The organism is Kribbella flavida DSM 17836 (assembly GCF_000024345.1).
Taxonomy (GTDB): domain Bacteria; phylum Actinomycetota; class Actinomycetes; order Propionibacteriales; family Kribbellaceae; genus Kribbella; species Kribbella flavida.
This window is the reverse complement of record NC_013729.1, coordinates 5,654,214-5,676,514: the sequence shown is the minus strand read 5'-3', so window position 1 is coordinate 5,676,514 and position 22,301 is coordinate 5,654,214. Positions and strand designations below refer to the sequence as shown.

The window sequence follows — 22,301 nt, the reverse complement described above, 5'->3', positions numbered from 1 at the left end:
CTGAACGGGTATGAACACAGAACTGCTCCAACGACCTGGTCGGTGGTGCCCGGTGAGGCCGGATCGCATCGCCGTTGCCGAAGCACAGCTGGTCGACCTGCGGGATCGGTTGGCGCGGACCCGGTGGCCGGAGGCCGCGACGGCTGACGGCTGGACCCAAGGGGTGCCGCTGGAGTACGCCCGCGAGCTGACCCGGTACTGGGCGAACAGCTACGACTGGCGGCGCGTGGAGGCGGAGCTGAACGCCCTGCCGCAATGGCGTACCGAGCTGGACGGCGAGGGCGAGGACGCCGTGGACATCCACTTCTTCCATGTGCGTTCCCGGCATGCCGGCGCGCGGCCGTTGCTGCTGGCGAACGGCTGGCCCAGCTCGGTCGTGGAGTACCTCGACGTGATCGACGCGCTCGTCGATCCCCCGGATCCGGCCGACGCGTTCCATCTGGTGATCCCGTCGATGCCGGGCTACGGCTTCAGCGGCAAACCGGCCGTGTCCGGATGGGGAGTGGAACGGATCGCGCGCGCCTGGGCCCAGTTGATGGACCAGCTCGGCTACGAGCGCTACTTCGCCCACGGCAGTGACTGGGGATCCTTCGTCACGTCGGCGCTGGGCACGGACGAGCCGCAACGGCTGGCCGGGCTTCATCTCACCTTGCCGGTGGCGCCGGCACCGCCCGCGGGAGACGGCGAGCCACTCACCGACGCCGAGCAGCGGGTGCTGGCGGCCGGGCGTGCCTTCGCCGAGACAGGGACCGGGTACTCCGCGCAGCAGTCGACACGGCCGCAGACCTTGGGGTACGCGCTCGCCGACTCCCCGGCGGGGCAGTGTCTGTGGATCGTCGAGAAGTTCCGGGAGTGGTCGGACTGCGACGGTCACCCGGAGAACGCGATCAGCCGCGACCGGCTGCTCGACAACGTCACCTACTACTGGCTGTCCGCCTCCGCGGCGTCCTCGTCCCGGCTGTACTGGGAGAGCTTCCGTCGCCAGCGACTGGACGAGGTACCGGTGCCCACCGGCGTCAGCCAGTACCCGCACGAGCCGGCCAGGATGCCGCGGTCCTGGATCGAACGCCGGTACTCGGACCTCCGCTGGTGGCGGGAGCCCGAGTCCGGCGGTCACTTCCCGGCCATCGAGCAACCGGAACGCTTCGTCGAGGAACTCACGGCCTTCTTCCGGACCCTTCGGTGATCGCTCACCGACGGGTCTCGGTCAGACGTTCCACTTCTGGTTCGCGCCGCCGGTGCAGGTCCAGATCTGCGTCGGGGTGGCGTTGGCGGAATTGTTGCCGGTGACATCGAGGCACTTGTTCGCCCGGGGATTCACCAGATCCCGGGCGCCGGAGTACACCCACTGCTGGGCGGCGTTGCCGTTGCAGGTGGCAAGCTGGACCCGGGTGCCGTCGGCTGTTCCGGCTCCGGCCACGTCCAGGCACTTGCCCAGGGCCCGGATCGTGCCGTCACCGGGACGGCTCCACTGCTGGGCGTTGGTGCCGTTGCAGTCGTACAGCTGAACCGTGGTGCCGTCGGCGCTGTTGGCGCCGGCGACATCGAGGCACTTGCCGGCCAGGCCGGTGATCTGGCCGCCGCTGCCGCCGCCGCTGGTCAGGCTGGAGACCCGGACCCAGTCGACGGTCATCGTCTGCGGCATCACCGTGCTGGCGTCGGGGTAGCCGGGCCAGTAGCCGCCGACCGCGACGTTCATGATCATGAAGAACGGGTGGTCGAAGACCCACGGGTCGCCGCCGAGGTCGGCCGGGGTCTTGCGGGCGAACTGGATGCCGTCGACGTACCAGGTGACGACGTTCGGCTCCCAGTCGACGGTGAAGGTGTGGAAGCCGTCGGCGAACTGCTGCCCGTTCGGCAGCGTGTAGCGCGAGCTGATCGCCTCGCCGGCCGAGTAGCCGGGGCCGTGCAGGGTGCCGTAGGAGTTGCTCGGCTCCTTGCCGATGTTCTCCATGATGTCGATCTCGCCGTTGCCCGGCCAGCCGTTGTTGCCGGTGCCGAGCATCCAGAACGCCGGCCACAGGCCCTGCGTCCGGGGCAGCTTCATCCGGGCCTCGAACCGGCCGTACGTCCGGGTGAAGGTCGACGCGGTGAGCAGCCGGGCCGAGGTGTATTCGCACGGGCCGTAGTGGCACTGGAAGCCACCACTCTCCCGGCGGGCGGTGATCACCAGGTTGCCGTTGCCGTCGTGGGCGGAGTTGCGGGTGCTGTTGGTGTAGTACTGCCGTTCGTTGTTGCCCCAGCCGTGACCACCGATGTCGTACCGCCACTTGCTCTGGTCCGGCGGGGTACCGGCGGCGGCGTTGAACTCGTCGGACCAAACCACCGGACCGACGGCTGCGGCGGCATACGCCGAGGCGGCGGCGCCGGCCCGCGCGGAAGCGGTCTCCGCGGTCGGGGTGGTGGCGGTGGCGGGGGACTGGAGCAGGGCGGTGCCGAGCACTGCGGAGCCTGCGGCGAGCAGGGCGGCAGCCCGGAACCGGGAACGCGGGAACCTCATGCGAGCCTCATTTCTCGCGGCCGGAGAAGGGGCGGTCCGGCCGAGGGGGCGGGGGCGGGACGGGAACGAGACAGGGAATCGCTGGGAGGGAGCTTGCTGTGAGAACGTTCTCACGTCAAGGCCAGGTATAAATATAAGTCGTGAAAAAAGTGGGTGCACGGCGTTGACACCGCTGGTCACCGATGGTTGTCTGCTGGTGACCACCTGTTGCGGCGCGGGCAGACGCCGGCACCCGGGGTTCTCCTCCACCCTGTGAAAGCCCTTGAGCAAAAGGGAGATCCGCCATGCCCAGGACCCTTCGTCGTCACCGCCCCGGACGACGACGTTCCCTGCCCGTACTGGCCGGCTTCGCGGCCCTCGCGGTCGTCGCCGCCGGTCTCAGCGTCGGCGGCCCGGCCCCGGCGTACGCCGCGGGCGAGCAGGTCAACGTCTGGCTGACCACCACCAACGATGCCGGTGGCCGCAACGTCACCCGCGGCCTGCAGCAGCAGACGCCGATCAGCTTCGGCCCCGCCGGCGGCACCGCCGGCCACACCGTCACGGTCAACGAGAACACGACGTACCAGACCTTCGAGGGCGGCGGTGCGTCGTTCACCGACAGCGCCGCCTGGCTGCTGAACAGCAGCAACACGATCAGCGCCACCACCCGCAACCAGGTGATGAAGGACCTGTTCGACCCGGTCAACGGGATCGGCCTGGCCTTCACCCGCAACCCGATGGGCGCCTCCGACCTGGCCCGGTTCAACTACTCCTACGACGACACCTGCTGCGACCTGAACGACTTCACCATCAACCACGACCTGGCCGACGTCGTCCCGCTGACCAAGCAGGCCAAGCAGCTGAACCCGGCGCTGAAGGTGAAGGGCGCCCCGTGGAGCGCACCGGCCTGGATGAAGGACAACAACAAGTTCACCAACCGCGGCTGGCTGAAGTGGGAGCACTACCCGACGTACGCCCAGTACTTCGTCAAGTACGTGCAGCAGAACGAGGCTGCCGGCAACCACATCGACTACGTCTCGGTGCAGAACGAGCCGACCTGCTGCGGCACCGACGACACCGGCTACGCCTCGATGAACTGGAACGGCGCGGGCCTGCTCGAGTTCACCAAGAACCACCTGCTGCCGGCGTTCCGGGCGGCCGGCATCACCACGAAGGTGATGATCCTGGACTACAACTGGGGCAACTACGACGACCTCGGCTCGGTCCCGCTGGCCGACGCCGCGCTGCGCAACGACCCGCTGTTCGGCGGGATCGCGTGGCACGGGTACGGCGGTGACGTGAACCTGCAGACCACCGTGCACAACCAGTACCCGGCCGTGAACCACTACATGACCGAGCACTCCGGTGGTACCTGGATCCCGAACCAGCAGGTCGAGGACATGAACAACCTGATCGACTACACCCGCAACTGGAGCAAGTCCTGGGTGAAGTGGAGCCTCGCGCTGGACCAGAACATGCTTCCGTACGTCGGTGCCGGGTGCAACGTGTGCACGGGACTGGTGACGGTCCAGCGGGGTGGTCCGCGGGCCGGGCAGGTGGACAAGACGATCGAGTACTACACGATGGGCCACCTGACGAAGTTCGTGAAGCCGGGTGCGGCGCGGATCGAGTCGACCGCGAACACCGCGGTCAAGAACGTGGCGTGGAAGAACCCCGACGGCTCGAAGGCGCTGATCGCGTTCAACACGACCGGGAGCTCGCAGTCGGTGCGGGTGAACTGGGGCAGCCAGTCGTTCGTCTACACGCTGCCGACCAAGACCTCGGCCACCTTCACCTGGTCAGGTGCGCAGAGCGGTGGCGGTGGGACCGGCGGACAGATCACCGGGCTGGCCGGAAAGTGCGTCGATGTTGCGGGCGCGAACTCGGCTGACGGCACGGCGGTGCAGCTCTACGACTGCAACGGCAGTGCGGCACAGCAGTGGACGCGGCCTGGTGATGGGACGGTACGCGCGCTCGGCAAGTGCCTGGATGTCGCCGGCGGTGGCACGGCTGACGGTTCCAGGGTCCAGCTCTACACCTGCAACGGCAGCGCCGCCCAGCAGTGGAACCAGACCGCGGGAAGGGACCTGGTGAATCCGCAGGCCAACAAGTGCCTCGACGTCACCGGCAGCAACTCCGCCAATGCCACCCCGCTGCAGATCTGGAGCTGCACCGGCGCCGCCAACCAGAAATGGACCGTCTGACCCTCACCCCGGCTCGTCGATCGGCCGCGTCTCCGGACGCGGCCGATCTGTTGCTGACCTGCGGTTTGACACTCCGGTGACCGGAGGGTGCAGCCTGGGGGCATGACGGCTTCGGTGACCATCGGGGAGTTCTCCCGGCTCACTCATCTCAGCGTGAAGACGCTGCACCACTACCACGACATCGGCCTGCTCGCCCCGGCCCTGATCGATCCCTCGTCGGGCTACCGGCGGTACCGGATCACCCAGGTGCCGACCGCGCAGCTGATCCGCCGCCTCCGTGAGCTGCAGATGCCGCTTGCCCAGGTGCGCGAGGTCGTCGAGGCCCCCGATGTCACCACCCGCGACCAGACTCTGCGCCTCCACCTCGAGCGGATGGAGCAGGAGCTGAACCGCACCCAGCAGGTGGTCAGCTCGCTCCGCTCGATGCTCACCCTCCCGGTCACCCAGCTCGAGGTCGAGTACCGTTTCGTGCCGGCCTTCCGCGCGTTCGCCGTCACCGACCGCGTGCACCGCGACCACATCGACACCTGGTGCGCCGCCACCTTCGGCCGCCTCGCCGCGCTCGCCGGCCGCGAGGAAATCACCGCCACCATGGGCGCGACGTACGGCGACGAGTTCTTCACCGACGACGTCGGCGAGGTGGTCGGCTTCCTTCCGGTCGCGCCGGACCAGGCGCCTCGCGAAGGAGTCGAGCTCGTCGACCTGCCGGCCGCCTTCTTCGCGGTCGGGGTGCACGCCGGTCCGTTCGCCGACTTCGACCGCACGTACGGCGCTCTCGGCAGCCACGTCGCGCAGTACAACGAGATCGCCCCCGGCCCGATCCGCGAGCTGTACGTCGTCGGTCCGGGCGACACCACCGATCCGACCCAGTTCCGCACCGAAGTCTGCTGGCCGATCCAGCGGATCCCTGCGACGAAAGGCTGAATTCATGTCCGTCACCCTCGAGCAGATCGCCGTCGACTGCTCCGACGTCCTCGCCCTGGCCACGTTCTGGGCCAACGTGCTGGAGACCGAGGTCGAGGCCGGCAGCAACGAGTACGCCGCCACCGTGCAGCGGACCGCCGGCGGCCCGGCGATGATGTTCCTGAAGGTCCCCGAGCAGCCGTCCGGGACGAAGAACCGGCTGCACTTCGACCTCGCCAGCACCGACTGGGCCGCCGAGGTCGACCGGCTGGTGTCGCTGGGCGCGAAGCGGCACGGAGAGTTCACCGAGTACGGCGTGCACTGGGTCACGCTGACCGATCCCGAGGGCAACGTCTTCGACCTCGCCGAGGCCCACTGACCCCGGTTCCTCCACCGGCCGCCCGGCCGCCGGCCGCCCGGCCGCCCGGCCGCTCGGCAGGGCGGCAGGGCGGCAGCGCGGACCCCGGCCCACGCACCCCGGCAGGAGGACTGCCGGGGTGCTTTTCGTGACGCAGGACCTCTCGGACTCGATTTGGGAACGCTCCCACTGAACTCTTGACAGCTCGGTGATCGGCCGCGACGCTCTTGGGAGCGCTCCCAGATCGAGCGCGTCGAACACCGAGGAGGGGTCAGGCGAATGAGCCAGAGCAAGCGGTTCCTGGCGGTCACGGCGGCTGCCGTGACGGCTTTGGGCATGGTCGGGGCATGCAGCAAGGACACGGGTGACGCCGTACCGGCGGCGGACGGTGGCCAGGTCAACCTGGTCGTCGACACGTTCGGCGACTTCGGCTACAAGGCGCTGGTCGCGCAGTACCAGCAGCAGAATCCGAACGTGAAGGTCGAGTTGCGCAGCGTGCAGAAGCTCGACGACTACAAGCCCAAGCTGACCCAGTACCTGGCCGCCGGGACCGGCGCCGGGGACGTGGTGGCGCTCGAGGAGGGCATTCTCAACGAGTTCAAGACCCAGCCGCAGAACTTCGTCAACCTGCTCGACCACGGCGCGGCCGCCCAGCAGGGCGACTTCCTGCCGTGGAAGTGGGACCTCGGCAAGGTCGGCGCGGACGGGCCGCTGATCGGGCTCGGAACCGACGTGGGCGGTCTGGCCGTCTGCTACCGCAAGGACCTGTTCGCCAAGGCCGGCCTGCCGACCGACCGCGACGCGGTGTCGAAGCTGTGGCCGACCTGGGACGGCTTCATCAGTACCGGCAAGAAGTTCACCGCCGCGAACACCGGTGCCAAGGGCTTCGTCGACTCGGTCACCACCAGCTTCAGCGCGATGCTGTCGCAGGCGGGCGAGACGAACTTCTACGACCGCGACAACAAGCTGATCGCGGACTCCAACCCGGTCGTGAAGCAGGCCTGGGACACCTCGATGAAGATGGTCTCCGAAGGCGTCAGCGCCAAGGTCGCGACCTGGTCGAAGGACTGGGAGGCCGGCTTCAAGAACGGCAGCTTCGCGGTCACCATGTGCCCGTCGTGGATGCTCGGCATCATCAAGACGAACTCCGGCGCCGCGAACGCCGGCAAGTGGGACGTTGCCGCGGTGCCTGGTGGCGGTGGCAACTGGGGTGGTTCCTGGCTTGCGGTGCCGACCCAGAGCAAGCACCCGAAGGAGGCCTACGAGCTGGCCAAGTTCCTGACCAGCCCGACCGGCCAGGTGGCCGCGTTCAAGGAGGCCGGTCCGCTGCCGTCGTCGCCCAAGGCGCTGGACGACCCGGCGTTCCAGGCGCTCACCAACGACTACTTCTCGAAGGCGCCGGTGGGCAAGATCTTCGGCAACGGCGCGAAGTCGCTGAAGCCGCTGGTGCTCGGTCCCAAGCACCAGGCCGTCAAGGAGCGTGCCTTCGAGCCGGCCATGCAGGCCGTCGAGCAGGGCAAGCTCAGCGCTGACAAGGCGTGGCAGCAGGCGCTGAAGACCGCTGCCAAAGAGGCGAAGTGACCTCTTCCAGCGTCATCCGGTCGTCGGCGGCAGCGCGTGCCGCCGGCGACCGGGTTCCCTGGCGCTCCCGGCTGACCCGCGCGGACGTGAGGTTCGCGCCGTACTTCTTCATCGCGCCGTTCTTCGTCCTGTTCGCGGTCTTCGGCGCGTTCCCGCTGGTCTACACCGGCTGGGTGTCGCTGCACGACTGGCACCTGATCGGTGAGCACACCTTCGTCGGCTTCGGCAACTACACCGCGCTGTTCGCGGACCCGGACTTCTGGAACGCGCTGAAGAACACCGTCGGCATCTTCGTGATCGCCACCGTGCCGCAGCTGCTGATGGCGCTGGCGGTGGCGAACCTGCTCAACCGCAAGATCCGCGCCCGGACGTTCTTCCGGATGGGCGTGCTGATTCCCAACGTCACCTCGGTGGCCGCCGTCGGCATCGTCTTCGGGCAGCTGTTCGCTCGCGACGTCGGCCTGGTCAACTACGTGATCACCACCTTCGGCCTGGACGCGGTGGACTGGCAGGCCAACACCTGGTCGAGCTGGATCGCGATCGCGGTGATGGTCGACTGGCGCTGGACCGGCTACAACACGCTGATCCTGCTCGGCGCGATGCAGGCGATCCCCAAGGACCTCTACGAGTCGGCCTCGCTGGACGGCGCGGCCCCGTGGCAGCAGTTCTGGCGGATCACCGTTCCGTTGCTGCGCCCGACGCTGGTGTTCACCGTGATCATCTCCACGATCGGTGGGCTGCAGCTGTTCACCGAGCCGGTGATCTTCGGCAACGGCAAGATGCTCGGCGGCACGCTCGGCCAGTTCCAGACCGTCACCATGTACATGTACGAGACGGCGTTCCAGCGTTTCCAGTACGGCTACGGTGCCGCGATCGCCTGGTCGCTGTTCGGCCTGATCGTGGTGTTCTCGCTGATCAACCTGGTGATCGTGCGGCGGGCCGCGAGGTGGGCGCGATGAGGGCCGCCTCGATCCGGCTGTGGCGGACCAGCCCGGCGACGTACCTGGCGCTGGTCGTCGGCTGCGTGCTGTCGCTGTTCCCGATCTACTGGATGTTCGTCGTGGCCACCCGGACCAACGACGTGATCAACGACGTACCGCCGCCGCTGCTGCCCGGCGGCGCGCTGGCCGACAACGTCGGCCGGGTGTTTGCCAACGAGCACGCTGCCTTCGCCTACGGGCTGGTGAACTCGCTGGTGGTCTCCAGCGTCGTCACCCTGTCGGTGGTGTTCTTCTCCACGCTGGCCGGCTTCGCCTTCGCCAAGCTGCGGTTCCGCGGCCGCAACGGGCTGCTGCTGGTGATCGTCGGCACGATGATGGTGCCGGTCCAGCTGGGGCTGATCCCGCTCTACATGCTGATGGTGAAGATCGGCTGGAACGGGACGCTGCAAGCGGTGATCGTGCCGTTCCTGGTCAGCGGGTTCGGCGTGTTCATGATGCGCCAGTACGCCGCCGAGGCGATCTCGGACGAGCTGGTGGAGGCCGCCCGGGTCGACGGTTGCTCGACCTTCCGGATCTACTGGAACGTCGTGCTGCCCATCCTGCGGCCGGCCGCGGCGGTGCTCGGCCTGCTCACGTTCATGCAGACCTGGAACGAGTTCATCTGGCCGTACGCCGTTCTGGACGCCAACACCCCGACCGTTCAGCTGTCGCTCAGCCTGCTGGCGACGGCGTACTACACCGACTACGCGCAGGTCTTCGCGGCGACGGCGCTGGCCACGCTGCCCCTGCTCGCGGTGTTCATCCTGTTCGGCCGCCAGATCATCGGCGGCATCATGGAAGGTGCGATCAAGTCGTGACGACCGACAGCCAGACCCAGCCCGGCGCCGGACTGCAACTGCCCACCGGATTCCTGTTCGGCGCTGCCACCGCGGCGTACCAGGTCGAGGGCGCGGTGGCCGCCGGCGGCCGTGGTCCGTCGATCTGGGACACCTTCTCGCACGCGCCGGGCCGGGTGCTCGGCGGCGACACCGGCGACGTCGCGATCGAGCACTACGACCGGTACCGCGACGACGTCGCGGTGATGGCCGACCTCGGCCTGCAGGCCTACCGGTTCTCGATCGCCTGGCCGCGGGTCCAGCCGACCGGGCGCGGTGCGCTCAACCAGCGCGGCGTCGACTTCTACTCCCGGCTGATCGACGAGCTGCTGGAGGCCGGGATCGAGCCGTGGCCCACCTTGTACCACTGGGACCTGCCGCAACCGCTGGAGGACGCGGGCGGTTGGCCGGTGCGCGACACGGCGGAGCGGTTCGCCGACTACGCGGGGGCGATCGCCGCCGCGCTGGGGGACCGGGTCAAGCAGTGGACGACGCTCAACGAGCCGTGGTGCTCGGCGTTTCTCGGCTACGGCTCGGGCGTTCACGCGCCCGGCCGCCAGGAGCCCGCCGCGGCGGTACGCGCCGGGCACCACCTGATGCTCGGGCACGGCCTGGCCGCAGGGCTGCTGCGTTCCGGTGGCCACCAGGTCGGCGTCACCATCAACCTGTACGACGTGGTGCCGGCCAGCGAGCGGGAGGTCGACCTGGAGGCGGCCCGGCGGATCGACGGGCTGCAGAACCGCTTCTTCCTCGACCCGGTGCTGCGCGGGTCCTACCCGGCCGACGTGATGGCGGATCTCGCCGCGGTGACCGGCTTCGAGCACGTTCGGGACGGGGATCTGGACGTCATCTCCACCCCGCTCGACCTGCTCGGCGTGAACTACTACAGCCGGCACGTCGTCGCCGGCGCCCAGACCGACGGCGACGACGGGCACGGCGGAGGAGTCGGCAGCGCGGCGTCGCCGTGGCCCGGCAGTGAGCACGTCGGCTTTCTCAAGGGCGAGCTGCCGGTCACCGCGATGGGGTGGGAGATCCACGCCGACGGTCTCAGACGCGTGCTCGAGCGGGTCGCCCGCGAGTATCCGGCGGTACCGCTGTACGTCACCGAGAACGGCGCGGCCTTCGCCGACGCGCCGGACGCCGACGGGCTGGTGCGCGACCCCGACCGGATCGCCTACCTGGACGGTCACCTGCGGGCCTGCCAGGCGGCCATCGACGCGGGCGTGCCGTTGCGCGGCTACTTCTGCTGGTCGCTGTTCGACAACTTCGAGTGGTCCTGGGGGTACGCACGGCGCTTCGGCCTGGTGCACGTCGACTACGCGACGCAGACCCGGACGCCGAAAAGCAGTGCTTTTTGGTACTCCGATCTGATCCGAGGCAGGCTAGCCACATGACCCGGACCCGTCCCACCATCGAAACCGTCGCGGCCAGGGCGGGGGTGGGGCGGGGCACCGCCTCCCGGGTGGTGAACGGGTCGTCCCAGGTGAGCGCGGCGGCGCGGGCCGCGGTGCTGAAGGCCGTCGAAGAGCTCGGCTACGTGCCGAACCGGGCCGCTCGCAACCTGGTCACCAGGCGGACCGACTGTGTCGCGCTGGTGATCTCCGAGCCGGGGGAGCGACTCTTCTCGGAGCCGTACTTCGCCGGCATCGTCCGCGGGATCAGTACGGCGATGGCGCAGACGCAGCTGCAGCTGTGGTTGTCCATGGTGCAGAGCTCGATCGAGCGGGACCGGGCCGCCCGCTTCCTGAGCCGGGAGCACGTCGACGGGGTGCTGATGCTGTCGCAGCACGCCGACGATCCGCTGCCCGCGCGGGTGCGGGAGAACGGGCTGCCGCTGGTGCTGTGCGGGCAGCCGCTCGGTGAAGGTGAGCAGCGGCCGGAGGGCGGGGACATCCCGTTCGTCGACGCGGACAACGCGACCGGGGCGCGCCAGGCGGCGCAGTACCTGCTGGACCAGGGGCGACGGCGGATCGCTTCCATCGCCGGTCCGCAGGACATGTCCGCCGGAGTCGCGCGGCTGCAGGGGTTCCGCCAGCTCGCCGGTGACGAGCTGGTCGAGTACGGCGACTTCAGCGAGGACAGCGGGGCCAAGGCGATGGCCGCGTTGCTGGACCGGGAGCCGGCGCTCGACGCGGTGTTCGCCGCCTCCGACCCGATGGCGTTCGGGGCGATGCGGGTGCTCAAGGCCTCCGGGCGCCGGATTCCGGAGGATGTGGCGGTGATCGGGTTCGACGGTTCGCCGGCCGGCCGCAACTCCGATCCGCCGCTGACGTCGGTGTTCCAGCCGACCGAGGAGATGGGCCGGGAGATGACCCGGCTGTTGCTGGCGCAGCTGGGCGGGGACGAGCCGACCGAGTCCCACGTCATCGTCGACACGCAGCTGGAGCTCCGCGGCAGCGCCTGAGTTCCTGGCAGGCCTGTTCCGCTCGGTCAGTCGTCCATCCGGTCGAGGTGAGCCTCCAGCGCGTCGAGCCGGCCTCGCCACAGATCGCGGTACGGCTCGAGCCAGGCGTCGATCTCGGCGAGCGGCGCCGGCCGCAGCCGGTACCAGCGGCGCTGGGCGTCCTGCCGGACCTCGACCAGCCCCGCGTCCCGGAGCACCTTCAGATGCTTCGACACCGCCGGCTGGCTCAGCTCCAGCGCGTCGACCAGCTCGCCGACGGGCCGCTCGCCCCCGCGCAACAGGTCGAGGATCTCGCGCCGCCGCGGCTCCGCGAGCACCTCGAACGTAGTTGCCATACCAGGAATATAACCCGCCGGGCGTGATCGGGCTCAGGCCGTCAGGCGTACGGGTCGGTGATCTCACGCAGGCTGGTGAGCGCCTCGCGCAACTGCCGGGCCCGGGTCGTGCCGAGGTGGGCGACCCACTCGGCCTCGACCTCGGCGACGGCTGCCGCGGCGACCGGGATCGTCCGGCGGCCGCGGTCGGCGATCTGCACCAGCCGGGCCCGGGCGTCGGTCGGGTCGGGCGTCCGGCGGACGTAGCCGGCGCGTTCCAACTGGTCGACCAGGAAGCCGGCCGTCTGCTTGGTCACCTGGGCCTGGTCGGCCAGTTCGGTCAGTCGAGTCCCGTTCCGGCCGATTCGCTGGAAGACCCGTGCCTGCGCCGGGGTGAAGTCGTCGAACCCGGCGGCCGCCAGCGCCTCGAACACCCGGCTCTCCAGAGCGCGGTACGGGATGAACAGCAGCAACCCGAGATTCAGCTCGTCCGGCACCCGACCATCTTGACCAGTGGTCAGAGAAGCTGTCTAATTTGGTCAGAGAAGCTTACTAATGCGAGCTGGGTGATCGGAATGCGCACCGAGGAGATCTGGACGTACGTCGAGGCGGAGCGGGTGAGCCTTGCGGAGCTGCTCGCCGGTCTCACTGCCGAGCAGTGGCGGACGCCGTCGCTCTGTCCGGGCTGGAGCGTCCAGGACGTCGCCGCGCACGTGATCTCGTCACCGCAGGCGCGGGTCCTGCCGGTGGTCGCCGGCATGGTGCGGGCCCGCGGAGACTTCAACCGGTTCGTCTTCGACGAGGCCCGGCGCGCCGGGGCGACGTACAGCCCGGGGGAGATCCTCGCGCAGTACGACCGGTACGCCGGTTCGCGGCGCCGGCCGGTCGGCACCGTGCCGATGGATCCGCTGCTCGACGTGCTCATCCACGGCCAGGACATCGCCGTGCCACTGGGCATTCGCCGGCTGATGCCCCCGGAGGCGGCCCGGGCCGCGGCGGACCGGATCTGGGTGAAGTCGTTCCCGTTCAAGGCGCGTCGGCGGTTCGCCGGCGTACGGCTGGTTGCCACGGACGTCGACTGGTCGGCAGGCTCCGGCGCGGAGCTCCGCGGCCCGATCGCGGCGCTGCTGCAGCTGCTCAGCGGTCGCACGCACGTCACGCCGCAGTTGACCGGCAGCGGGGTTTCGCATCTCACCGACCGGTAGAACTCCTCGCGGGACGTCAGGGCGCGAGCGAGTGCTCAGGCGAAATCTGCTGGGAAAGCTGCGGCGAGGGCTTGGCGGATCAGGGTCGGTAGGTCGGTGGTGCCGTCGGTGCGGGCCCAGTGGACGAGGGCGATGTGGCTGGCGCCGAGGCACGCCCCGGACACCGCGCGGATCTCGAACTCCTCGGCGGGATCGGGCTCGTCGCCGCAGAGCGCGGTGACGATGGCGTTCTGCGCGGCGTACTGGTTGTCGAGGTGGCGGGCGCGGAGGGCGGGGACCTCGATCATCAGCTGGAGCCGGGCGAGCAGCAGATCGCGCTCGGCCGTCGAGTGCCGGTCGGAACTGGTCGCGACCCGGGCCGTCTCGATCAGCGCGTCGCCGATGCGCCGGGCGAGCGGACGGCCGGCCGGACTGCTGGTCAGGGCGGCGACGCTGACCGGGGTGAACTCGTCCCAGAGGACCAGGTCCTCTTTGGTGGGGAAGTGCCGGTAGACGGTCATCGCGGACACGCCGGCCGCGTCGGCGATGTCGTTCACAGTCGTCGCGTCGTAGCCGCTGCGGCGGAACATCCGGACCGCCCGGCGCTGGATCGCCTGGCGGGTTTCGGCCTTGCGGCGTTCCCGGAGCCCCGACATGTGGTAGACACTATCAAGCTGTTAGTGACTAACACTTTTTGGCTTCGGGAGAGGGACAGAGCATGAACGAACCGAACGGCAGGACGGCGCTGGTGACGGGTGCGTCCCGCGGCATCGGGCGCGCTGTCGCGGAGCGGCTGGCCGCGGACGGTGCCCGGGTGGTCGTGCACTTCCACGGCGGCGAGACCGGCGCGCGGGAGACGGTCGACCGGATCGAGCAAGCGGGCGGTACGGCGTCCGCCGTCCGGGCCGACCTCGCAAGCTCCACCGGCGCCGATGAGCTGATCGCCGCCGTGCGGCAGGCGCTGGACGGCCGGTCGCTGGACGTGCTGGTCAACAACGCGGCCGCCTCGCCGGCCGGGCCGATGGCCGGCGACACCCCGGAACAGTTCGACCGGCTCTTCGCGGTGAACGTGCGGGCGCCGTACTTCATCGTCCAGCAGGCCCTTCCGCTGCTCGCCGACGGCGGCCGGATCGTCAACATCTCGTCGGTGGCGACCCGGATGGCCAACCCGACCCAGACCTCCTTCGCGATGACCAAGGGCGCGCTCGAGGTGATGACCCGCACCCTGGCCCAGGAGCTCGGTCCGCGCCGTATCACCGTGAACGCCGTCGCCCCCGGCGCCACGAGGACCGACGCGAACGCGGAGCTTTTCACCGGCCTCGAGCCCTCCATCGCCGAACTCACCGCGCTGGGCCGGCTGGGCAGCGCCGAGGACATCGCCGACGTGGTCGCGTTCCTGGCCTCCGAGAACGCCCGCTGGCTGACCGGCCAGCTCCTGGATGCCAGCGGGGGCCTGCACCTCGGACCGCGGTTCGGCTAGGCGTTCGCAGGCCCGGCGGGTTGGCGGCCGGGTACTGGGTTTCCATGGCTCGGTCTGACGGGCACGGACGGACTCCGTACACCGGTCTCGGTGTGGCCGGTCTGACGGGGCACGTGTTCTTCGAGCTCGGCGCGGGGGTCGGTATGCCGCTCGCCTCGGTGGTGGGCGCCGCGCCCGCCGCCGGGTTGTGGGCAACCGCGGGGGCCGCTGGGATCAGGCGCGCCGCGGGCTGGTCGACAGCCGAGCCGGCAGGCCGCTGGGCCGGGCTGGTGAACGGGCTCGGGATCGGCGCCTTCGTTGCTCACCTCTCCAGCTGGCCGAAGGCGGAGTCGGCTGCCCGTCACCGTCGATTCGTGCTCCCGTGGCTTGCGGACTGTGAGGACCTGGGCCCGCGGCTGACGCCGGCGTACAACGTGATTCTCTATGGTTCGGCGGTGGCCTCCGTGGCCGGCTTGCTCCGGGAAAGCCGGGGCGGCCGCCCGGCGGGCCTGGCTCTCGCTGCTCTCGCCGTGCCTGTTCTCGGTGCGGCTCAGCACTGGGAGATCGCGCGGCTGCGTGCCCAGGCCCGGCGATCCCCGGCCTGGTGGAACCGTCGCCTGCGGACCTGATCAGGTGGTCAGGTAGGTGACGACGGCGAGGACGCGGCGGTTGACGCCGCCGTCGGCGTAGAGGGCGAGCTTGTCGAAGATCGAGTTGACGTGCTTCTCCACCGCGCTGGGGGAGATGTGCAGCTGCTCGGCGAGGCGGGCGTTGTTGTGGCCCTCGGCCATCTTGGCGAGCACCTCGCGTTCCCGGGCGGTGAGCTTGGCGAGCGGATCGGTGTGCGTGGTGCGGGACAGCAACTGGCGGACGACCTCGGGGTCCAGCGCGACCCCGCCCTGGCCGACCCGGTCGAGGGCCTCCAGGAACTCCTCGACCCGCATCACCCGGTCCTTCAGCAGGTAGCCGATGCGCTGCTCGGCGGACGTGATCAGTTCACCGGCGTACGACTTCTCGACGTACTGCGAGAGCACGAGAACGCCGACCGTCGGCCAGTTCGCGCGGATCGTCAGGGCGGCGCGCAGACCCTCGTCGGTGTGCGTGGGCGGCATCCGGACGTCGACGACCACGACGTCGGGCAGCGCGTCGGCGGCCGCGGCGTCCCGGACGGCGGCAACCAGCGCGTCGCCGTCGCCGACCGCGGCCGGAACCTCGTGGCCCTCCTCCAGCAGCAGCCGGACGAGGCCCTCCCGCAGCAGGGTCGAGTCGTCGGCGAGGATCACCCGCATGGCAGCTCCGCTTTGATCGTGGTGGGTCCGCCGGGCGGGCTGTCGACGGTGAAGGTGCCCTCGGAGGCGGCGACCCGCCCGGCGAGTCCGGTGAGTCCCCGGCCGCCCGGGTCCGCGCCGCCCTTCCCGTCGTCCGTGACGGTGACAACGATCCGGCCCGGAGTGTCGCGCGGCGGTGGGTCCTCGGCGAGCGCCGGCTCCACCCTGTCGCCGGTGCAGGACTGGGCGGTGAGGCTGATGTCGATGCGGGTCGCCGCCGAGTGCTTGGTCGCGTTGGTGAGTGCCTCGGAGACGACGAAGTACGCGACCGTCTCGATCGGCGCCGGCGGCCGGTCGGCCAGGTCGTACCGCAGCGTGATCGGGATGCCCGAGCGTTCGGCCAGTACGGCGAGCACGTCGCGCAGACCGAGCTGGTCCAGCGCGGTCGGGTAGACCCGCCAGGCGACGTCGCGCAGGTCGCCGAGCGCCTGCTGGGACTCCTCGTGCGCCTGGCGGACCAGCTCCGCGGCAACAGCCGGGTCGCTGGTCCGGCGGGCTCGGCTGAGCAGCAGGCCCAGTGCGACCAGGCGTTGCTGCACGCCGTCGTGCAGGTCGCGCTCGATCCGGCGCCGTTCCTCGTTGACGACCTGGACGACCTCCTTGCGGCTCAGCGTCAGCTCGGAGACGCGCCGGCTGAGCACGTCCTCGGCCGACGGGGTCAGGTGCTGCCGGGCCAGCCGGACGTCGAGCTCGGCGACGCCGACGATGCCCATCACCGCGAGGTAGAGCAGCACCAGCCCGGGAATCGCGACCGTCGCCATCGTGGCGGTGCTGACCCGGCCCTCGCCCTCCTCGATGAAGGCCCAGCTGCCGCCGAGGATCCAGGCGCTGACCATGGACGCGGCGACCAGCAGGCCGAACAGCAGGAGCATCAGCACGAACCCGCCGAGCAGCCCGAGCGGCCAGCGCCGTACGACGTACCCGAACGCCTGGCGGCCGGAGTACGGGCCGAGGTCGCCGGTGGCGTGGAAGCGGGCGAGCCGGCGCTGCTCGACGGCAGCGAGTTGCCCTGCGCAACGATGCAGGACGGCGAGCAGCCGGCCGCGCGACCGCGGCGCGGCGACGGCCGGGAGCAGGAACAGCACCGCGACGCCGGCCAGCAGCATTTCCACCAGCGCCAGCAAGGATCCGAGCGTGACGCCGGTCAGCGTTCGGCCGCTGCGCGTCAGCAGCGGAGGCAGCGCGCGGCGCCGGTCATCGTGCATGGTGGCAAGGCTAGTGGGCACCGGATCGGTGCGGACTGGGGTTTTCCGCAGTTCTGTACTGTGGAGATGCCGAGCGAAGACAACGGTCGACCGCAGGGCGTGGACCTGGTCCGCGCGCCTAGCGTCGACCCCATGATCTCGACGAACCAGGTGATGATGACCGCGCTGCAGTTGACGCAGGAGCCGACCGGTGGGGTGGCCGGGTGGGCCATCGACATGATGGAGAAGCTGGGGGCGCCGGGTGCGGGCCTCGCGGTGGCTCTGGAGAACCTGTTCCCCCCTCTGCCCAGTGAAGTGATCCTGCCGCTGGCCGGGTTCGCCGCCAACCGCGGCGATCTCGGGCTGGTCAGCGCGATCCTGTTCACCACCCTCGGTTCGGTCGTCGGCGCACTGGCCCTGTACGGCGTGGGCGCGGTGCTCGGCCGGGACCGGACCAGGGCGCTGGCCGGCAGCCTGCCGCTGGTCAAGGTGGAGGACGTCGACAAGGCCGAGCAGTGGTTCGTGCGGCACGGCCCGAAGGCGGTGCTGATCGGCCGGCTGGTGCCGGTGGTGCGCAGCCTGATCTCGATCCCGGCCGGGGTGGAGCGGATGTCCCTGCTGCTGTTCGTCGCGCTGACCACGCTCGGCAGCGGGATCTGGAACACGGGGCTCATCGTCGCCGGCTACCTGCTCGGCGAGCAGTGGCACGTGGTGGAGTCCTACATCGGGGTGTTCCAGTGGGTGGTGATCGCCGCGGCGGTCCTGGCGGTGACCTGGTTCGTCGTGGTCAAGGTGAAGGCCCGGCGTTCGGATCCTGAGAAAGTCAAGTAGTCCGCTCGACTTTGGTTACGCTCGAGACCTCACTGCCGAAGCTGTTGGAAGAGGTCCCGATGCCGTCAGTCGCCTTCGAGCCCCGGATCGTCGCGAACCCGCCGGTGTGGCCGCAGCCCGTCGTCACCGTGGTGGGCAACCCGAAGGCCGGCTCCCGGACCGCGGCCGCGGCGGCGTCCGTCGCGGAACTGCTCGCCTCCGAGCTCGGTACGCCGTACCGGATGGACGATCTGGTGGATCTGGTCACGTTCGCGCCGGCCATCTTCCAGGGGGAGGACGCGGTCGAGGCGCAGCGGGCCGCGCTGGGTGACGCAGTGGATCTGGTGTCTTCGGCCTCGGTGCTGGTGGTGGCGACTCCGGTCTACAAAGGCAGCTACACCGGCTTGCTGAAGAGCTTCCTCGACGTGTTGCGGCCGCAGGCGCTGGCCGGGGCGGTGGTGGTTCCGGTGACGGTGTCGGCGGCGCCGTCGCACAAGCTGCTCGCCGACCAGCATCTGCGGCCGGTGCTGGCCGAGCTGGGGGCCAGTGTGCCGGTGCCCGGGGTGGTGCTGGAGGAGCGGGAGCTGGAGGACCTGCAGGTCGTGCTGTCCGGCTGGATCCGCCAGAACGCGAGCATCGTGCAGGCCACGACGATCGCGCTGCAACCGGTCGCGGAGCCGACCCCCGCCCAGTAGGCGGGGGCCGGCTCACCGCCGTCTCCGAGACGACCAGCGGATCAGGAAGCGGGACACCCGCGCCCGATCACCCGAGGCACACCTGAGCTCCGGTGGGAGCGGCCACGTTCCGGGCTCCTTCTGATCCGGTCAGTCCGGCCGGGCGACGCTCTCCGCCGGGCTGGATCGCAGGACGCCGGCCGCCGGGATCAAGGTGGCCAGGTACGTCAGGCCCGCCGCCGCGCCGATGATCACGAGGTAGATCAACCACGGGCCGTGCGGCACACCGGAGCCCGACACGGACGCGCTGTACGGGATCAGTGTCGCCAGCGCGATCGCGGTGCCCAGCACGGTGCCGGCCGCTGCGACCAAGGTGCTCTCAGTAGTCAGCATCCGCAGCACCTGCCCGCGGGTGGAGCCGGTCAGCCGCTGCAGGGCGAACTCCCGTCGCCGGCGGATCGTGGCCGAGGCCAGGGTGTTCACCACCGAGACCGCGGTGTAGCCGATCAGCAGGCCGACGAGCAGATAGTTGACCCAGGCCTGGGTCTTGAGGTCGGCGCTGTTGCCCTCGATCAGCGCGTCCCGCCCGGCGACCTGGACGCCGGGACGCGACGCGGCGAGCTGCGCCAGCGCCGGAGCCGGGTCGGTGCCGGGCGCGTAGCGGACCAGGATCTGCGGCGCCAGCCGATCGGTGGTGTGCGCGGCGAGCAGCTCGGCCGGCAGGACGAGACTCTCGTAGCCGGGCTCGGCGGCGAAGGTTGCGATCACCCGCAGATCGACCGGAGTACCGTCGCCAAGCGTCAGCTTGACCGATGAGCCGATGCCACGGCCGGTCTTCTCCACCATCCGGTCCGGCACCGCGATCGTGGCCCCGGTCAAGCCTTCCAGCGATCCCGACGTCACCCGGAGCGGGGCCGGCCCGTTCACGCCCTGCGCGTCGAAGCCCTGCAGCAGCGGCCCGTCCTGGTCGAAGGGCGCGTTGCGGGGCTCGTCGACGGCGCCCCGGCTGGTGACGTACGACGAGGCGCCCGCGACACCCGGAACGGTCCGGACCTCGGCCGCCAACGACGCCGGAAGACCCGTGCCGGTGCTGGACACCAGCACGGCGTCGGCGTTCAGCTCCTTGGTGAAGGCCTGCTCGGCGGCATGGACCTGGGTCGTCTGCATGTAGAGGTTGGCCGTCGAGATGCCGACCGCCAGCATGACCGGCATCACCGCCGCCGACACCGCCACCGAGCGCGCCGTCACGTTGACGATCGCGAGCCGGCCGTTGACGCGGCTCACGGCGTACAAGGGCCAGCGGAGCAGGGCGAGGGTGAGGCGGGTCCAGAACGGGCCGAGCAGGGTGATGCCGATCGCCCAGCAGAGCACGGCCGGGCCGGCGGTGGCCGCAGCGAGTGGACCGGTCATGACGGTGGCGGTGATGATCATCAGCGCCGTCGCGCCGCCGAGCGCGAGCAGGCCGAGCACGAGCCGCGGCCAGCTGAACCACTTGCGCTGCAGGCCGGCCTCGACCAGGGCTTCGACCGGCTTGATCCGGGCCGACTTGCGGGCGGCGATCAGGGCAGCGCCGACGGCGGCCAGGACGGCGGCTCCGGCGCCGGCTTCGAACGGGATCCAGCCCTGGCGGAACTCCATCACCGGGGAGGCGACGCCGTGCTCGGCCAGCTGGTCGAACAGGAAGCGGCCGAGCAGCCAGCCGGGGACCAGGCCGACGAGAACCGCGGGAAGGGAGACCAGCAGGGACTCGCCGAGGATCATCCGGCGGACCTGGCCGGGGGTGGTGCCGATGCTGCGCAGCAGCGCGAACTCGCGCTCGCGGTGCTGCGCGGACAGCGCCAGCGTGGAGGCGACGACGAACATCATCGTCAGCGTCGCAATGCCGCCGAACGAACCGGCGATCGCGATCATCGCCTCCCGGTAGCCGGCTGCCTCGGGGTGCTCGGCGATGCCGCGGTCGGCGCCGGAGTGCACGCTGAGCCGGCCACCGGGCAGGTCCTCGGTCGCGGACTCGACGGCCTGCTTGACCGCGGCGACGTCCTTGCCAGGGGCAATGACGAGGCCGAGGGTGGAGTAGCTGCCGGGGCGGCCGGACAGCCGGGACGCTTCGGCGGAGGAGAAGAAGGTGTGCCCGGCAGGACCGTCGGCGAGGCCGCGCACGGCGTACGACGTGGGTTCGCCGTTGGTGAGCAGGGTGATCCGGGACCCGACGGTCGCGCCGGCCGCGCGGGCACTGGCCGAGTCCAGCACGACGTCACCGGCGGCGGTCGGCGCGGCGCCGGAGACCAGCCGGTACGGCGCGAGCCGCGCCGAGGCCCACGCGTGCCCCTCGGCCGAAACAATCTTCGGCTGCGCCGCGGAGCGGGCCGGATCGCCGGAGCCGCCGGAAGTGGAGGTGCCCTGGGACAGCAGGGGAGTGGGGAAGGTGAGGTCGCCGATGACCTCCTGGACACCGTCCACCGCGCGGAGCTTGGCGGCTGCTTCGGCCGGAACGCCGACGAGCTCGGGCAGCGGGGTGGACTCGTCGGCGCCGGGCCGCTGGTGGGACTGGTTGCCGGTGACCACCAGATCGGCGGCGGCCAGGCGTTGGGCGGAGACGTTGGCGCGGATCCCGGTCTCCATCAGGCCGCCGCAGGCGAGCACGATCATCGTGCCGAAGACGACGGCGACGAAGGTCGCGACGAAACCGCCCTTGCGGAAGCGCAGCGTGCGCAGTGCGAGCTTGATCATCGCCCGGCCACCAGCCGCTGGTCGTCGGCGGCGGCGGAGGAGGAGGAGGAGGAGGCAGAGCTGGTCTCGGCGTGCGCGGTTCGGGCCCGGGCGGCGCGGGCGCCGAGGTGGGTGAGGCGGTCGGCGACCTGCTCGGCCGTGGGCGCGATCAGGTTGCCGGCCAGCCGTCCGTCGGCCAGGAAGACCACCTGGTCGGCGTACGACGCGGCGACCGGGTCGTGGGTCACCATCACGACGGTCTGGCCCTGGCTGCGGACCGGTTCGCGCAGCAGCTCGAGCACGTCGGCCGCGGTCTGCGTGTCCAGCGCGCCGGTCGGCTCGTCGGCGAAGATGACCGCCGGCCGGGCGACCAGGGCCCGGGCGATCGCGACCCGCTGCTGCTGACCGCCGGACAGCTCGCCCGGACGGTGCTTGTGCCGGTCGCCGAGCCCGACCCGCTCGAGCACCTCGGTGACCGCGGCCCGGTTCGTCCGCCGGCCGTCGAGCTCCTGGGGCAGCGTGACGTTCTGCCAGACGGTCAGCGCGGGCAGCAGGTTGAACGACTGGAAGACGAACCCGATCCGCTCCCGGCGCAGCTCGGTCAGCTGCCGCTCCTTCAGCCCGGCCAGCGGCCGGCCGTCGATCTGCACCGAGCCGGACGTCGGCCGGTCCAGTCCCGCGGCACAGTGCAGGAACGTGCTCTTGCCCGACCCGGACGGCCCCATCACCGCGGTGAACGTGCCGCGCGCGAAGCTGATACTGACCCCGTCGAGCGCGACCACCGCGCCGCCGCCCTTGCCGTACACCCGGCGGACGTCCTGCAGGACGACGGAGTCCGCCGACCTCTCGATGGTTTCCTGCGTGCGCCTCATGCGTGGCCTCTTCTGTGCGTCT

At 70.5% G+C, this 22,301-nt stretch carries 22 protein-coding genes; 14 read left to right on the top strand and 8 right to left on the bottom strand.

Annotated features, from left to right (window positions below):
- The first annotated feature begins 52 nt into the window (after positions 1–52).
- Complete coding sequence (locus tag KFLA_RS26110; RefSeq protein WP_012922834.1) at positions 53–1,186, top strand: epoxide hydrolase family protein; 1,134 nt, start codon at positions 53–55, stop codon at positions 1,184–1,186.
- Positions 1,187–1,207: 21 nt separating this feature from the next.
- Here KFLA_RS26110 and KFLA_RS26105 read toward each other — a convergent pair whose 3' ends face one another.
- Complete coding sequence (locus tag KFLA_RS26105; RefSeq protein WP_012922833.1) at positions 1,208–2,500, bottom strand: glycoside hydrolase family 16 protein; 1,293 nt, start codon at positions 2,498–2,500, stop codon at positions 1,208–1,210.
- Positions 2,501–2,784: 284 nt separating this feature from the next.
- On the opposite strand from KFLA_RS26105, the gene KFLA_RS26100 reads away from it, so the two are divergent.
- The 8 genes from KFLA_RS26100 (at position 2,785) to KFLA_RS26065 (ending at position 11,745) form a co-directional block, all read left to right on the top strand.
- Positions 2,785–4,683, top strand: a complete 1,899-nt coding sequence (locus KFLA_RS26100) for a ricin-type beta-trefoil lectin domain protein (RefSeq protein WP_012922832.1) — start codon at positions 2,785–2,787, stop codon at positions 4,681–4,683.
- 102 nt (positions 4,684–4,785) lie between these two features.
- The gene (locus KFLA_RS26095; protein ID WP_012922831.1) at positions 4,786–5,607 is read left to right on the top strand and encodes a MerR family transcriptional regulator; all 822 of its coding nucleotides are present in this window, start codon (positions 4,786–4,788) and stop codon (positions 5,605–5,607) included.
- 4 nt (positions 5,608–5,611) lie between these two features.
- Positions 5,612–5,965: a VOC family protein gene (locus tag KFLA_RS26090; protein WP_012922830.1), complete on the top strand. Its 354-nt coding sequence runs from the start codon at positions 5,612–5,614 to the stop codon at positions 5,963–5,965.
- 258 nt (positions 5,966–6,223) lie between these two features.
- Positions 6,224–7,525 carry an extracellular solute-binding protein gene (locus tag KFLA_RS26085; protein ID WP_012922829.1) on the top strand — a complete coding sequence of 434 codons (1,302 nt, stop codon included), beginning with the start codon at positions 6,224–6,226 and terminating at the stop codon, positions 7,523–7,525.
- Positions 7,522–8,484 carry a carbohydrate ABC transporter permease gene (locus KFLA_RS26080; protein WP_012922828.1) on the top strand — a complete coding sequence of 321 codons (963 nt, stop codon included), beginning with the start codon at positions 7,522–7,524 and terminating at the stop codon, positions 8,482–8,484. Before KFLA_RS26085 ends, KFLA_RS26080 begins: the two co-directional genes overlap by 4 nt.
- The gene (locus tag KFLA_RS26075; RefSeq protein ID WP_012922827.1) at positions 8,481–9,323 is read left to right on the top strand and encodes a carbohydrate ABC transporter permease; all 843 of its coding nucleotides are present in this window, start codon (positions 8,481–8,483) and stop codon (positions 9,321–9,323) included. The genes KFLA_RS26080 and KFLA_RS26075 overlap by 4 nt, the downstream gene beginning before the upstream one ends.
- Positions 9,320–10,735 carry a GH1 family beta-glucosidase gene (locus KFLA_RS26070; protein WP_012922826.1) on the top strand — a complete coding sequence of 472 codons (1,416 nt, stop codon included), beginning with the start codon at positions 9,320–9,322 and terminating at the stop codon, positions 10,733–10,735. The genes KFLA_RS26075 and KFLA_RS26070 overlap by 4 nt, the downstream gene beginning before the upstream one ends.
- A complete protein-coding gene (locus KFLA_RS26065) occupies positions 10,732–11,745 on the top strand; it encodes a LacI family DNA-binding transcriptional regulator (RefSeq protein ID WP_012922825.1) in 1,014 nt (337 codons plus the stop codon). The genes KFLA_RS26070 and KFLA_RS26065 overlap by 4 nt, the downstream gene beginning before the upstream one ends.
- A gap of 26 nt (positions 11,746–11,771) precedes the next feature.
- Here the strand turns inward: KFLA_RS26065 and KFLA_RS26060 are convergent, their stop codons facing one another.
- Both KFLA_RS26060 and KFLA_RS26055 read right to left on the bottom strand, forming a co-directional pair.
- Positions 11,772–12,080 (bottom strand): ArsR/SmtB family transcription factor, encoded by a 309-nt coding sequence (locus KFLA_RS26060; RefSeq protein WP_012922824.1) that lies wholly within the window; start codon positions 12,078–12,080, stop codon positions 11,772–11,774.
- Positions 12,081–12,121: 41 nt separating this feature from the next.
- Positions 12,122–12,556: a MarR family winged helix-turn-helix transcriptional regulator gene (locus KFLA_RS26055; RefSeq protein WP_012922823.1), complete on the bottom strand. Its 435-nt coding sequence runs from the start codon at positions 12,554–12,556 to the stop codon at positions 12,122–12,124.
- A gap of 78 nt (positions 12,557–12,634) precedes the next feature.
- On the opposite strand from KFLA_RS26055, the gene KFLA_RS26050 reads away from it, so the two are divergent.
- Complete coding sequence (locus KFLA_RS26050) at positions 12,635–13,264, top strand: maleylpyruvate isomerase family mycothiol-dependent enzyme (RefSeq protein WP_012922822.1); 630 nt, start codon at positions 12,635–12,637, stop codon at positions 13,262–13,264.
- A gap of 35 nt (positions 13,265–13,299) precedes the next feature.
- Here KFLA_RS26050 and KFLA_RS26045 read toward each other — a convergent pair whose 3' ends face one another.
- Entirely contained in the window at positions 13,300–13,899 is a 600-nt protein-coding gene (locus tag KFLA_RS26045) for a TetR/AcrR family transcriptional regulator (RefSeq protein WP_012922821.1), read from the bottom strand.
- Positions 13,900–13,961: 62 nt separating this feature from the next.
- Here KFLA_RS26045 and KFLA_RS26040 point away from each other — a divergent pair, with 62 nt between their 5' ends.
- Complete coding sequence (locus tag KFLA_RS26040) at positions 13,962–14,723, top strand: SDR family oxidoreductase (protein WP_012922820.1); 762 nt, start codon at positions 13,962–13,964, stop codon at positions 14,721–14,723.
- Between the two features lie 44 nt (positions 14,724–14,767).
- Positions 14,768–15,331 carry a hypothetical protein gene (locus KFLA_RS26035; protein ID WP_012922819.1) on the top strand — a complete coding sequence of 188 codons (564 nt, stop codon included), beginning with the start codon at positions 14,768–14,770 and terminating at the stop codon, positions 15,329–15,331.
- Here the strand turns inward: KFLA_RS26035 and KFLA_RS26030 are convergent, their stop codons facing one another.
- Both KFLA_RS26030 and KFLA_RS26025 read right to left on the bottom strand, forming a co-directional pair.
- A complete protein-coding gene (locus tag KFLA_RS26030) occupies positions 15,332–15,991 on the bottom strand; it encodes a response regulator transcription factor (protein ID WP_012922818.1) in 660 nt (219 codons plus the stop codon).
- On the bottom strand, positions 15,982–17,235 hold the full coding sequence (locus KFLA_RS26025; protein WP_012922817.1) for a sensor histidine kinase: 1,254 nt from the start codon (positions 17,233–17,235) through the stop codon (positions 15,982–15,984). The genes KFLA_RS26030 and KFLA_RS26025 overlap by 10 nt, the downstream gene beginning before the upstream one ends.
- 132 nt (positions 17,236–17,367) lie before the next feature.
- Between KFLA_RS26025 and KFLA_RS26020 the strand changes: the two genes are divergently transcribed.
- Together KFLA_RS26020 and KFLA_RS26015 are read left to right on the top strand one after the other, a co-directional pair.
- The gene (locus KFLA_RS26020; protein WP_041289487.1) at positions 17,368–18,045 is read left to right on the top strand and encodes a DedA family protein; all 678 of its coding nucleotides are present in this window, start codon (positions 17,368–17,370) and stop codon (positions 18,043–18,045) included.
- Between the two features lie 59 nt (positions 18,046–18,104).
- Positions 18,105–18,719 (top strand): NADPH-dependent FMN reductase, encoded by a 615-nt coding sequence (locus KFLA_RS26015; RefSeq protein WP_012922815.1) that lies wholly within the window; start codon positions 18,105–18,107, stop codon positions 18,717–18,719.
- 129 nt (positions 18,720–18,848) lie between these two features.
- On the opposite strand, the gene KFLA_RS26010 is transcribed toward KFLA_RS26015, so the two are convergent.
- Both KFLA_RS26010 and KFLA_RS26005 read right to left on the bottom strand, forming a co-directional pair.
- Positions 18,849–21,428 carry an FtsX-like permease family protein gene (locus KFLA_RS26010; RefSeq protein ID WP_012922814.1) on the bottom strand — a complete coding sequence of 860 codons (2,580 nt, stop codon included), beginning with the start codon at positions 21,426–21,428 and terminating at the stop codon, positions 18,849–18,851.
- Positions 21,425–22,279: an ABC transporter ATP-binding protein gene (locus KFLA_RS26005; protein WP_012922813.1), complete on the bottom strand. Its 855-nt coding sequence runs from the start codon at positions 22,277–22,279 to the stop codon at positions 21,425–21,427. The genes KFLA_RS26010 and KFLA_RS26005 overlap by 4 nt, the downstream gene beginning before the upstream one ends.
- Between the last annotated feature and the right edge of the window lie 22 nt (positions 22,280–22,301).